Source organism: Marinitoga sp. 1135 (assembly GCF_013363245.1).
GTDB classification, from domain to species: Bacteria; Thermotogota; Thermotogae; order Petrotogales; family Petrotogaceae; genus Marinitoga; species Marinitoga piezophila.
Map to the genome: position 1 here is coordinate 23,392 of NZ_LBEZ01000025.1, position 12,480 is coordinate 35,871.

At 28.1% G+C, this 12,480-nt stretch carries 13 protein-coding genes; 12 read left to right on the forward strand and 1 reads right to left on the reverse strand.

Annotation, left to right across the window (positions count from 1 at the left end):
- Positions 1-3: 3 nt before the first annotated feature.
- From XO10_RS09715 to XO10_RS09755, 9 genes are read left to right on the forward strand one after another with little or no spacing between them, the layout of a single operon-like run.
- Positions 4-1,383, forward strand: a complete 1,380-nt coding sequence (locus XO10_RS09715) for a DUF342 domain-containing protein (protein WP_014297400.1) — start codon at positions 4-6, stop codon at positions 1,381-1,383.
- Positions 1,384-1,393: 10 nt separating this feature from the next.
- On the forward strand, positions 1,394-2,596 hold the full coding sequence (locus XO10_RS09720; RefSeq protein WP_014297401.1) for a lipopolysaccharide assembly protein LapB: 1,203 nt from the start codon (positions 1,394-1,396) through the stop codon (positions 2,594-2,596).
- Positions 2,583-3,266, forward strand: coding sequence for an FAD-dependent thymidylate synthase (gene thyX / locus XO10_RS09725; protein ID WP_014297402.1), 684 nt, complete (start codon positions 2,583-2,585; stop codon positions 3,264-3,266). The genes XO10_RS09720 and thyX overlap by 14 nt, the downstream gene beginning before the upstream one ends.
- On the forward strand, positions 3,263-3,631 hold the full coding sequence (locus tag XO10_RS09730; RefSeq protein ID WP_014297403.1) for a DRTGG domain-containing protein: 369 nt from the start codon (positions 3,263-3,265) through the stop codon (positions 3,629-3,631). The genes thyX and XO10_RS09730 overlap by 4 nt, the downstream gene beginning before the upstream one ends.
- On the forward strand, positions 3,631-4,566 hold the full coding sequence (locus tag XO10_RS09735; RefSeq protein WP_175421441.1) for a CBS domain-containing protein: 936 nt from the start codon (positions 3,631-3,633) through the stop codon (positions 4,564-4,566). The genes XO10_RS09730 and XO10_RS09735 overlap by 1 nt, the downstream gene beginning before the upstream one ends.
- 10 nt (positions 4,567-4,576) lie before the next feature.
- Positions 4,577-4,909, forward strand: coding sequence for a hypothetical protein (locus XO10_RS09740; protein WP_014297405.1), 333 nt, complete (start codon positions 4,577-4,579; stop codon positions 4,907-4,909).
- Positions 4,910-4,913: 4 nt separating this feature from the next.
- Positions 4,914-5,639, forward strand: a complete 726-nt coding sequence (locus tag XO10_RS09745; protein ID WP_175421442.1) for a PHP domain-containing protein — start codon at positions 4,914-4,916, stop codon at positions 5,637-5,639.
- Positions 5,627-6,175 (forward strand): ATP-binding protein, encoded by a 549-nt coding sequence (locus tag XO10_RS09750; protein WP_014297407.1) that lies wholly within the window; start codon positions 5,627-5,629, stop codon positions 6,173-6,175. Before XO10_RS09745 ends, XO10_RS09750 begins: the two co-directional genes overlap by 13 nt.
- Positions 6,176-8,443: an outer membrane protein assembly factor gene (locus tag XO10_RS09755; RefSeq protein ID WP_175421443.1), complete on the forward strand. Its 2,268-nt coding sequence runs from the start codon at positions 6,176-6,178 to the stop codon at positions 8,441-8,443.
- Between the two features lie 41 nt (positions 8,444-8,484).
- On the opposite strand, the gene XO10_RS09760 is transcribed toward XO10_RS09755, so the two are convergent.
- Entirely contained in the window at positions 8,485-9,129 is a 645-nt protein-coding gene (locus XO10_RS09760) for a class II glutamine amidotransferase (RefSeq protein WP_254871480.1), read from the reverse strand.
- A 269-nt stretch (positions 9,130-9,398) separates the two neighbouring features.
- Here XO10_RS09760 and XO10_RS09765 point away from each other — a divergent pair, with 269 nt between their 5' ends.
- Genes XO10_RS09765 through XO10_RS09775 form a run of 3 tightly spaced genes read left to right on the forward strand, consistent with a single transcriptional unit; the run spans position 9,399 to position 12,465 of the window.
- On the forward strand, positions 9,399-10,469 hold the full coding sequence (locus XO10_RS09765; RefSeq protein WP_075780756.1) for a D-alanyl-D-alanine carboxypeptidase/D-alanyl-D-alanine-endopeptidase: 1,071 nt from the start codon (positions 9,399-9,401) through the stop codon (positions 10,467-10,469).
- A 17-nt stretch (positions 10,470-10,486) separates the two neighbouring features.
- The gene (gene lysA / locus XO10_RS09770; protein WP_175418541.1) at positions 10,487-11,647 is read left to right on the forward strand and encodes a diaminopimelate decarboxylase; all 1,161 of its coding nucleotides are present in this window, start codon (positions 10,487-10,489) and stop codon (positions 11,645-11,647) included.
- A gap of 14 nt (positions 11,648-11,661) precedes the next feature.
- Entirely contained in the window at positions 11,662-12,465 is an 804-nt protein-coding gene (locus XO10_RS09775; RefSeq protein ID WP_175421445.1) for a L,D-transpeptidase, read from the forward strand.
- Positions 12,466-12,480 lie beyond the last annotated feature (15 nt).

The following is a 12,480-nucleotide window of genomic DNA, read 5'->3' on the forward strand; positions in this document are numbered from 1 at the left end:
CAAATGGCTATAACTAAAATAAAAATATCAGATGACAGATTAAAAGCATATCTTACTCTAATATACGATGGAAGAATTTCATCAGACGGCGAATTATTGCGTGCTTTACAACAGGCAGGCATAAAGCATGGTATTAAATATGATGTTCTAAGAGAACTGGCTCTCAAACCAACCTATAACGAGAGCATAGTTGTTGCTGAAGCAATACCCCCAAAAAAAGGTAAACCTGGATATGTTGAAATCTTTGATCTCTCAGAGGAAAAACAGGATTTAACCCATAATAAAAAAATAGACTTTAGGGAATTTGCAAAAAATATAATTACAGTAAAATTAGGTGATAAGATAGGGGTAATTCATCCACCTACGCTGGGAGAACCCGGGAAAGATGTAACCGGCGAAGAAATACCGGGATTACCAGGACCTAAAGCAAAAGTCGTTCTTGAAAAAAATGTGGATAAAGATGAAGATGGAAATATTATAGCAATGGCATCAGGAGAATTAAGAATAAGCAAAGATATGGATGGAACAGTTCATATTGAAATAGAAGAAGTATATGAAGTTAATGGTGATGTTGATTTTAGTACAGGAAATATCAATTTCCCGGGTAAAGTTGTAATCAGAGGCTCAGTAAAACCGGGGTTTATTGTTGAAGCTGAAGGAGATATAGAAATATATGGAGAAGTAGAAGCTGCAAAAGTTGTATCTAAGAAAAATGTAAAAATAAATGGAATAAAAGGTGGAAATAAAGGTTTTATAAAAGCAAAAAATATTACAGCGAAATTTGCGGAAAATGCTATTTTAGAAGCTGAAGAAAAAATAGAAATAGATAAATCACTTATAAATTGTCAGGTAACTTCTGCAAAAGAGGTTATACTCGATGGTTACAACAGCAAAATAGTTGGTGGTGAAATAAAAGCTTTAAATATGGTTGATGCATATTATTTAGGAAGTCCTATGGGTGTTGGAACAGTAATAGAAGTTGGGATTGATCCTAAATTATATAATGAATATAAACAACTTATTGAGATTACAAAGAAAAACGCTGAAGAACTTAAAGCAATAACTCCACAACTAAACAGCATAATGTCAAAAATAAAAAAGATGAAAGTAAAAAATGAAAATATAATGTATGCTAAAAAAATGATAGATAGAGCAACATTATTAAAAGCAAAAATAGAAGGAAATAAAAAGAGAATTCTTGAATTAAAAAAGGCGATAGAGGAATCAAAAAATGCAGGTGTTGTAATTGCAAGGAAGATGTTATATCCTGGGGTAGAAGTTACTATTAATAATAAGAAATTTACAACAGAAAAACCTATTAGTAAGGTTAAACTTATGAATATAGACAATAAAATTCAAATGTATGGATACAGCGAGAGTTAAGGGGGATGGTATGAAAAAAGCGTTCTTATTATTATTAATAACGGTGTATGTGGTTATAGGGATAAATGCTGAAAACATTGCTGAAACATATTTAAAAACATTTGATATAACAAAATTAATGGATTCTGAAAATGTAGCGGTAAAAACATTTGCATATTTTGAACTCTATTACGAAAAAAATTATAGCGGGTATTTAAAAGCTGCAAATGAATTAAGAGCAAAATACAACAATCTTCTAACCTACAGAGAAAAAGAAATATTCGATATAATGTCCGGTGTAAATCCAATAACAACATTAAAGCCAATAGAACGATTTAAAGAATTATTAAAAAAATATCCAGATGATCCACTTATAAACATATTATTATTGGAATTTGAATATAAACAATGGAAAATAACAGGGGATCCAAAATTAGCAAAAGAAATATTAAATAAAATAGAATATATTGAAAAAAAATATGGTAACACACCATTTTCGATTTATTATAAATCGAATTTTTTATTTAAATCCAGAATATATGGAAACAAAGAAGATGCATATAATCTTATAAAAAACGGTGTAAAAACATATCCGGATAATAGAAAAATAATAGAAACTTATATAAAAATAGCTGGATATCTTGAAAAATATAAAGAAGATAAAGAATTATTTGGAGAAATAGCTCATACATATATAGACATGCCAGAACCTTCAATGGATTTAATGCTTATAATAGTTAATTACTATATTTACCTTAATGATACACAAAAAGCTGAAAAAACCTTAAAAGAAATAATTATTCCAAATACACGTAATTCCAAAATACTTGCTTTAAGTTATGAATTACTGGGTGATATATCAGAAACATATACACAAAAAATGAATTATTATAAAAAAGCCCTTCAAATAATACCTGATAATGGAAGGGTATTGTCAAAATGGGCTCTTGCAATGTTAAAAGTTGATAGAGAAAAATACAAAACACTTGCAAGAATATCGTTAAATAAAGCATTAACAATAGATGGAAAACTATCAGATGAAGCAGAAAAAGCGTTAGAAGATTTGAGAAATGAAATTAAAATACATGTTATGTTAAATTATGTTCTGCCACTTGTTCTTTTTGTTGTAGTGGCATTGGGGATAATAATATTCTATGAAAAATGGAAAGAAAAAAAAGAAATGGAAAAACTTCAAAATGAAATAGAAGGGGAAAACGAAGATGGAAGAAATTAAGATTTTAGATAAAGGATTGGTAAAACTTGTTGATATGCTTGGTAGCGATAGAGCTGCAGTAAGAGCAGCACGTGTTTCATACGGAAAAGAGTTATCTACAGATGAAAGAGATAAAAAGCTTATTTTCTATTTAATGGAACACAAACATCACAGTCCATTTGAACATCAGGTATTTACATTTCATATAAAAACACCAATATTTATTGCAAGACAATGGATGAGACATAGAATAGGCAGTTATAATGAAATCTCAAGAAGATATACCACAAAATATGCAGAAGAATTTTATATTCCTGACCATATCAGAGTTCAGGATACAAAAAATAAACAGGGTTCAAATAAAATTGAAGATGAAAATTTAACCAGAGAAGCTCTGGATATAATACAAAAAATATATGAAGAAACATATAATGCATATAATAAATTAATGGAATTAGGTGTTGCAAGGGAAATGGCAAGAATGGTTTTGCCTGTTGGACAATACACGCAGTTTTACTGGACAGTAAATACAAGAAGTTTAATGAATTTCTTAAATTTAAGGGCAGATTCTCATGCTCAATGGGAAATACAACAATACGCAATAGCTGTTGCAAAAATATTTAAAGAAAAACTTCCATGGACATATGAGGCATTTATGAAATTTGAATATAGAGGGGATTTGTTAAAATGAAACTAAAAGAACTTGCAAAAGAACTAAAAGCGAAGTTTATACATATACCTGAAAATTATAAAGATATAGATATAAAATTTGCAGGAGCATCAGATTTAATGAGTGACTTTTTAGCATTCTCAACACCGGGAATGCTGCTTGTTACTGGTTTAACAACACCACAAACATTAACCACTGCCTCTGTAATAGAGGCAGGAGCTATATTATTTGTAAGAGGTAAAACAATACCTAAAACATTTTTAGAAAATATAGAAGATTGTGAAATACCTCTCTTAACAACAGATTATTCAATGTTTTATGCTTGTGTAAAATTATACAAATTGGGAATAAAAGATGCAATGAAAACAGATGAGGAGAGTTTATAATGCCCGGCGAACCAACGGAATTAGTTGAAAAATTATTGCAAATATTTTCAAACACCAAAATAGGTGAAATAATGACATCACCGGCTATAGTAGTAACTCCTGAAACATCAATAAGACAGGTAAAGGATATTATGAAAATAAAGAAAATATCCGGATTACCTGTTGTAAAAAAAGGGTTAAAACTTGTTGGGATAATTAGCATTGAAGATATAATAAAAGTTCTTGAAAAAGGAAACTTATCAGATTTTGTATTAAAATGGATGACAAAAAGTGTAGTAACAATAAATGAAGAGGATACATTATCAAAATTTGTTGAATTATCACAAAGCCATAAATATGGTCGATATCCTGTTTTAAACAATGAAGGGAAGGTTGTTGGGATAATTACCAAATATGATGTAATAACATGGTTATTTGGTAAGTTAGGAAGTATATACGTACATGATCAGAGACGTGAAAAGGTTCTTAACATGGAAGAATATATATCCAAACTTACAGGAGATATATTACAGAATAAAACGGCGTCTTTTGAATTTAAAATAGATTATAATGATATCACAAAAATAGGAATAGGAGCAACAAGACTTAAATCATTTTTAAAGAAAAAAGGAATAGATGAAAAATTAGTGAGAAAAATTTCCATAGCTACATATGAAGCAGAGGCAAATGTTGTAATACATTCTGAATCATATGGTGAAATATATTGTTGGGAGCTTGAAGATAGTATAAGATTGCTTATAAAAGATTATGGAAAAGGAATAGAAAATGTTGAACTGGCAATGCAAGAAGGATATTCAACAGCAACAGAAGAAGTAAGAGCGCAGGGATTTGGTGCAGGAATGGGTCTTCCAAACATGAAAAGATTTTCTGATAAAATGACAATAATATCAGAAAGTGGAAAAGGGGTAATAATAGAAATGTTATTCTTTAAATAGGGGTGATTTTATGAAAATAAAAGATATATTAAAAAGAGAATATATAGAAAAAATATATGTTCATGATGAAGAAACAGAAGTGAAGAATGGATATATAGGTGACTTATTAAGCGAAATAATGAGAAATGCGCCAGAAGAAAGCATATGGCTTACCCATCAAACACATCCTAATATAATAGCTGTTGCTTCTATTGTTGGAGCAAAAGTTATTATAATTCCAGAAGGATTTAACTTTGCTGAAGAAACAATTGAAAAGGCAAAAGAAAATCAAATAACCCTTTTAAAAAGCAAAAAGAATATTTTCGAAACAACTGGTGAAATATATAACTTAATTAACAGGTGATAAAGTGGCAAAATTTTATGGGAACTTTCATATACATACAGTTTTATCACCATGTGCTGATATTACAATGACTCCAGACATTTTTCTTGAAAAATTTTCTGAAACAACCTTAAACTGGATAGCAATTACTGATCATAATACAACAAAACACATAAAAACATATAAAAACGTTTTATCTAAAATAGATGTTAAGGTTATTCCCGGGATTGAAGTTACAACCAGGGAAGAAATACACATACTTGTTTATTTTAAAAAAATTGATGATGCAGAAGAATTTGGTAAAATAATAGAATCTAAACTTATTATAAAAGAATATGACCCTGAAAAACTTGGGTATCAGGTATTGGCAAATGAAAAAGGTGAGTTAATAGAAATAATTAAGACGCCGTATTTAGGCAGTTCAACAGATTTAACAATAGAAGAGGTTTATAATCTATCTAAAAAATATGAAAGTATGTTTATTCCTGCGCATATATTTAGATATGCAGGTTTGATAACAAATCTTGGGTTACCTCCTGAGAATATAAATATAAAAATCGTAGAAGTAAAATCTGAAAAAGAAAAACAGATGGCAAAACAATTGGGATTTAATAGATTTATACATAACACCGATGCACATTTTCCAGAACAGCTTATACCTTCGTGTATAATAGAATCGGAAAGAAGAACATATGAAGAATTTAAAAAAGCATTATTAAATGGAAAGGTGGAACCACTTTGGCAACCTTAAGAACAATAGCAGATCATATTATGGATATTGGTGAAAATGCAGTTAAATCTGGAGGAAATAAAGGATATTTAATAATCATTGAAACAAAAAATCATTTTCGATTTACAATTTCAGATAATGGAAGAGGGATGGATCAGGAGACATTAAAAAAGGCTCTTGATCCATTTTATACTACTAAAAAACAGAGGAAGAAAAAATTCGGATTAGGACTTGCATTTTTAAAACAATCATTGGAACAAACAGATGGAACTTTTATAATAAACTCAAAAAAAGACGTTGGGACAACTGTAATAGCGGATTTTAATCTCGAAAATATAGATTGCCAGCCAATAGGTGATATCCCATCAATGCTGATTAATGTATTAACCATGTCATATGAATTTAATTGGGAGATTTATAGATATTATGAAAAAAAAGGATATTATTTAAATTCTCAAATAATAAATGATAACTTTGATTTAACAAAACCGCAAGAAATAATGACATTAAAAAAATATATAATTGAACTGGAAAAAGAAATAAAGGGAGGTATTTAGATGAAGAAAAGCTTATTGTTGATTCTTGTGTTTCTTATAGGAGCTTTAAACGTTTTTGCTCTTATGAATGTAAAGAAAGTTGTATATGATGGAAATGTTGATTTCCTCAAAAAAGATATTGAAAAAGTATTAAGTGATTATGATATTAAAGATGGTTCTATAGTGGGAGATATAGACTTAAAATTGGCCATTGAAAGTATTCAAAAAAAATATCCATATTTTTCATATATAAATTATAAATATGATGAAGAAAGTGGTGAATTAACCTTTACTTTCAAAACAAATCCTGTTGTAAAAAAAGTGGAATTTAAGGTTCTTGGAGATAAATTATTGGATTTAAGCAAAATTGCCACAAAAGTTTATACTGAAAAAGAATTACCTTTAAATTTAAATGAATATAAAAAAGGGCTTGGAGAAATACAGAAATATTATAATGAACAGGGATATCCATACATTGAGATATCAAGTAATATAAAAATCTCCTCAGATTCGTTGACATTGGAATCAACGATGATAGACAAAAAAGAAACAGATAAAAATACATTGGTATATGTAATAAAAGAATATGATCTCTGGGATATAGAATTAAAGGATGAAATTTCTCAACTTGATAAAAAAGAATTAAAAAAAGAATTTGGTTTTGAATTTAGAAAAGATTGGGAAAATAAGTTTTTCTTATTCAGGGAAGATTCAAAAGAAACATATCCTTCAATGGAAGATATGCAAAAAATATTCCAGAAATTAAGAGAATTACCATACTTTTCTGAAAAAACACAAATAACCATGAATGCCACAAATATTTCAAAAACTCCAGGAGGAGATCTTGTACTGGTAATTGGTGGTGAATTAAAAAAAATCATAGAAAAACCGGAAAAGATAAAACAAATAAAAATTATAAATAATGAAAGTTTAAAAACATTTGAATTATTAGAACAATTGAATAAAGTTGGAATTAGTAATAATGCAACAGTAGATAATATAACAGTTTTAAATGGAATAAAAAGATTAAAAGAATATTATACAAATTCTGGATATCCATTTGTTAATATAAATACATCATTTGAAAATGGAGAGCTTATTATTAAAATATTGGAATACAAAGTTGGAAATATCGATATAAATGTATCTCCAGAAAAGAAAACAAAAGACTATTTAATAAATTCAGGAATAAAACTCAAAACAGGTAAAGTTATTACTACAAAAGCAATTCAGGATACATATTATGCTTTATCAGGAACAGGGTTTTTTGATAAAGTAAATGTATATCCGTATGCTCAACACGAAGACAAAATAGACTTTAAAATTGATATTACAGAAAAAAACAAACCTGGAAAATTTGTAGGTGGTATTACATATACCATGCCTGAAAATGCACCATGGTATATGGGATTCTTTGGTCAATTAGAATTACAATGGAAAAATCCTCTTGGATATGGACAATCTTACAATATAACAACAAATATAAATCCTCTTTCAAAAACATATTTATTCAATTTGGGTTATGGTATTACCAAAATAAATAATACACCTTTATCCATGAAAGTTAACTTCAATTATGGTTTATATGATGAAAATGCAGGTATTCCCGAAGAGAATATAAGCGGATTAGCTACAGTAACAAATAAATTTTCAATAGGCTTTTCTCCATCATATAGCTTTAATAGCTTTAATAATTTAAATATGAATTTAAGTTATAGTAAAACAAAATACAATTCACTAATAATAGACAAAAAAGAAGAGATTTCAGGTGGTCTGGGATACACATATTCACGTCTCGACTATCCATTTAGACCATATAATGGAACATATTATACATTACAATCATTTGGTGGTTTAAATATATCAAACACAGAAGAATATTATTATGGTGGATATACAGAATTTAAAGAATTCTATACATTATACAAATTTACATTTGCTGACAGATTAAAAGCAGGATATGTAAAAGATGACTTTAACCTATACGATTTTTATATAGGCGGAATGTATACAGTAAGAGGATATAATTTCTCAGAAAGAAAAGGAAATATCATGTATTTAAACAATGCTGAAATTCAATATCAAATACAGAAAGAGGCAGTTCCAGTAGATGCATATATATTCTTTGATATAGGAAATGCTGGGGACAATCTAAATTATGATCCTCTATGGGCATATGGCGCTGGTATAAAAATTACTTTACCAATGATAGGTCCAGTTAGATTTGAAGGTGTATTTGATAAAGAAAATAAATTTAAATGGGCATTTGGATTTGGTCCTGTATTTTAATAAAAAGAAAAAGGGTTGTTCGAAAGAACAACCCTTTTTAATTAAATATAAAGAATATTTTCCATTTTTCCATTAACTATTTTTGCCAGCATACCATTTTCAAAAGGGATAAATGAATTATCCATTTTTTCAGAAGCAACAATAAACCCTGTATCATTTTCTGTATACCACAGAGTAAAATAATCTTCTGTGCGTGTATAATTACAAAATACATATAATTCATTATTTCTAATCATTAAGAAATTTATACCCGAATAAGAATTTTTAGAAATAAACTCCTTAATCTTTTCCTTTAAATCATTGAAATTGTTAAAATCATACAAAGCCTTAAAATATTCAAAGCTATCTGTACCAAAAACATTATCTATCTTATCGAGATATATTGTCCCGTTATGTGAAAAAAAGGTATCTTTTATAAAATATGGATGCAACTGTAAAAAAGTTTTTTCAAGATTATCAGAAGCTTTCCTTGCATGAATCATACCAAGGTATGATTCTATATTTAAATCATCTTCATTAAAAACCGGTTGCATGGATTTATGAAAAACCACTTCCTTATCAGAAACAAAAGTTGCAATCCCCCAGCCATCATCATGAGGAGCTTTAATTCCATCCTTCGCCATAGTCTTCAAATGATTAAACAAAAAATTTATATTTTCATTTTTTTTAAATGAATAACCAATCATTCTACACAAAAAAATCCCCCCTTTTAGTTTTGAATTATACAACTTTATCTTCTCTTTACAAAATGTAAAAAAATAATAAATTATACGAAAATTTAAGAAAGTAAGAGTATTTTAATTTTTATTGGAAATATTGGATAAATTTCAGAGATTTTTGAGGTTGAATTAAAAATAAAATAAGGATATTATCATCTTAGGGAGATTTAATTAACCTTCTTTTAAATAAAAATTAAAATTATCATATAACTATTAATATTATTTGGGGGTTTCAAATGACTTATATTGAAAAGAAGATAAAAGAATTCAAGGGATTTTGTGGTATTTTAGTAAAAGATTTAAAAAAGAATGAAATAATTTATTCTTATAATGAGAATAAATTCTTTACACCTGCTTCTGTGACAAAGTTATTTACCACATTTGCGGTATTTGAAATTTTTAAAAAAGAATATATATTTAGCACAAAATTTTATTTCACAAATGGCGATCTTATAGTAAAGGGGTGTGGAGATCCAACTATTGATTTAAAGACATTTGATATGATTTTAAACAAAATAAAAGAAAGATCAGGAAAGGTTTTTTTTGACACCTTAGTAATAGATGATTCACTATTTAATAACAATGAATTTTTTGGATATGGATGGATGTATAACGATGAAGAAAATCCTTATATAAAGCCATTTAATATAAAAGACTTTGTTCCGGAAAATAACTATTATGCAGAATTACTGGAATTATTAAAACCGTTGTTTATAAAACATAGATTTCCAATTGAGTGTATTAACAGTGGTAATGTAGAAGAAAAAGAAACTCCTTTTTATATTCATAAATCTGCTGAAATAGATAAAATCACAGAAATTATGATGAAAAACAGTGATAATTATATTGCAGAAATGTTCTTTAGAATGTTATCTGTAAAAAAATATGGCAAGGGCGAAATTGAAAAAAGTATAGAAGTTTTAAAAGAAGAATTATATAAGAATCTTGGTCTCGAATATGAAGAAGATTATGTAATTACAGATGGAGCAGGATTATCAAGATACAATCTGATTTCACCATTAACAGCAGTAAAAGTATTTGAATATATGCTGGAAAGATACGGGGATAGATTTTTAAACATTCTTGCATATACCAAAAGTTATGGAACACTGGAAAATAGATTTAATTTTGATGTATGGGGAAAAACCGGGACCTTAACAGGTGTTTCAGGATTAACTGGATTACTGATTACCAAAAAAGGGAGAAAATTTATTTTTTCATTATTTGAAAATAATTATGTTTATGAAAAAACTTATGGAAAAACTTTTGAGAATGACATAATTAACTATTTATATAATACTTTTTAAATTTCGGGAGGGCTAACATGGAAGAAATATTAAAAAAGATTGAAAGTGAATATGGAACGCCTGTTTATGTATATTTTGAAAAGGAAATAAAAAATCGCATTAAAAATGTTATGGAAGTCTTTGAAGGAATAAACCTTATACCAACATTTGCATTAAAAGCAAACAATAATCCTGCTTTAATTAAAATTATGTACGAATCTGGTTTTGGGGCAGATATAGTTACAGTTGGTGAATACAAAGGAGCAGAAATAGCAGGAGTTCCAAAAGAAAAAATAGTATGGAATGGAAATGGTAAAAGCAAAGAAGATATGAAATTTCTAAAAGATAAGATAAAGTATGTAAATATAGATTCCTTTGAAGAAATGGAATTATGGAAAAACATTAAAACAGAAAATATTGAATTCTTTTTAAGAGTTAATCCAGATGTTGACGCAAAAACACATCCGCATATTTCCACAGGTTTAAAGAAAAATAAATTTGGTATTCCAGCTGTTAAACTGGAAGAATTTATGAACAAATATAACGATAATAGAATAAAAGGAATACATTTTCATATAGGATCTCAAATTACTGAAATTTCACCATTTATAGATGCGTTTAAAATCGGATTGGAAATTTCAAAAAAATATAATTTCAAAAAAATAAACATAGGCGGAGGCTGGGGAATAAATTATGATGGAAAAGAAATTAATTTAAATGAATACAAAGAAAAAGTTATTCCGATCTTAAAATATTATGATGAAGTAATACTGGAATTGGGAAGATATATAATGGGACCATCAGGAATATTATTGCTCAACATTACACGTGTAAAACAGGGAATTGATAAGGTATTTGTTGTAACTAACGGAGGAATGAATCTATTAATAAGACCGGTGTTATACAATGCATATCATGAACCGGTATTCTTAAATCCAACAGGCAAAAAAGCTAAAATAGACATAGTTGGACCATTATGCGAAAGTGGAGATAAGTTATTATGGGATAAAGAGCTGCCAATACCAGAAGAAAATTCTCTTGTTTACTTTAAAAACGCAGGTGCATATGGCTTTTCAATGTCTAATAACTACAATTCAACCTTAAAACCTGCAGAAGTTCTTATTACCGAAAATGAAGAAATAAAATTAATAAGAAAAAGAGAAAGCTATGAAGATTTATACAAAAATATAATACTTTAAAAGAGGGGATTACAATGAATGAATATTTTTATGATAAAAAAGAAACATTTGGTTTTAAAAAGGAAATAGCGGGATTTAATATATATGAACCTTTCTATCGTGAGCTAAACTTAAAAGATAAAGGATCAGATGTATGGAGGTTAAAATATTTATATTCACGATATCTATTCTATAAAGGAAAAGGGACAGATTACATTATAAACAATGAGCTTGATGAAAATTTCTTTAGTAGTTTTAAAAATTTTATGAAAGAAAATAATATAAATTCAGAAATTATAAACAGAGAGGCAATAAAAAAACTCCTTGATAATGTTAACGAAGAATTTTATTTCTTCGTTGAAGTTGAACTTCCTGATAACAGAGAAAATCCAGGAATATTTAAATTATATGATAATACAGGCAATATGTTGTTTTCATGTAAGGTTAGGGGGCATGGACAACATAACGTTGAAACACAGAAAAGTCAGGCTATGGAAGATGGAGACACTCCAATAGGTATATATATCGCTTCATATGAATCAGGGATATTAAAAAATAATGTGAAAGATTATGGTCCAGGAGGGCTTTTTAGATTATGGTATCCATTATATGGATATGCATATGATATTTATAAGGTAAACAGAGATGGAATATTAATACATTCAGGAACTACAAATGAGGATTTAAGAAGATCTCATGGTTGCGTTGTAATGCATAACGATAATGTACTAAAAGTGCAAAAAATAATGATAGAAAAAATAAAACATCCATATATAATGCCAACAAAATATGTGGAGTTTTATACAGGTATTGTATTCATAAAAAGAAGGATACCTTGAGTGCCATATTAAAAA

Excerpts from the sequence above, each read along its gene's own strand:
- XO10_RS09720 (WP_014297401.1), top strand. The coding sequence starts at position 1,394 with ATGAAAAAAGCGTTCTTATTATTATTAATAACGGTGTATGTGGTTATA.
- XO10_RS09760 (WP_254871480.1), bottom strand. The coding sequence starts at position 9,129 with ATGATTGGTTATTCATTTAAAAAAAATGAAAATATAAATTTTTTGTTT.
- XO10_RS09755 (WP_175421443.1), top strand. The coding sequence starts at position 6,176 with ATGAAGAAAAGCTTATTGTTGATTCTTGTGTTTCTTATAGGAGCTTTA.
- XO10_RS09730 (WP_014297403.1), top strand. The coding sequence starts at position 3,263 with ATGAAACTAAAAGAACTTGCAAAAGAACTAAAAGCGAAGTTTATACAT.
- XO10_RS09715 (WP_014297400.1), top strand. The coding sequence starts at position 4 with ATGGCTATAACTAAAATAAAAATATCAGATGACAGATTAAAAGCATAT.
- XO10_RS09765 (WP_075780756.1), top strand. The coding sequence starts at position 9,399 with ATGACTTATATTGAAAAGAAGATAAAAGAATTCAAGGGATTTTGTGGT.
- thyX (WP_014297402.1), top strand. The coding sequence starts at position 2,583 with ATGGAAGAAATTAAGATTTTAGATAAAGGATTGGTAAAACTTGTTGAT.
- lysA (WP_175418541.1), top strand. The coding sequence starts at position 10,487 with ATGGAAGAAATATTAAAAAAGATTGAAAGTGAATATGGAACGCCTGTT.
- XO10_RS09775 (WP_175421445.1), top strand. The coding sequence starts at position 11,662 with ATGAATGAATATTTTTATGATAAAAAAGAAACATTTGGTTTTAAAAAG.
- XO10_RS09735 (WP_175421441.1), top strand. The coding sequence starts at position 3,631 with ATGCCCGGCGAACCAACGGAATTAGTTGAAAAATTATTGCAAATATTT.
- XO10_RS09740 (WP_014297405.1), top strand. The coding sequence starts at position 4,577 with ATGAAAATAAAAGATATATTAAAAAGAGAATATATAGAAAAAATATAT.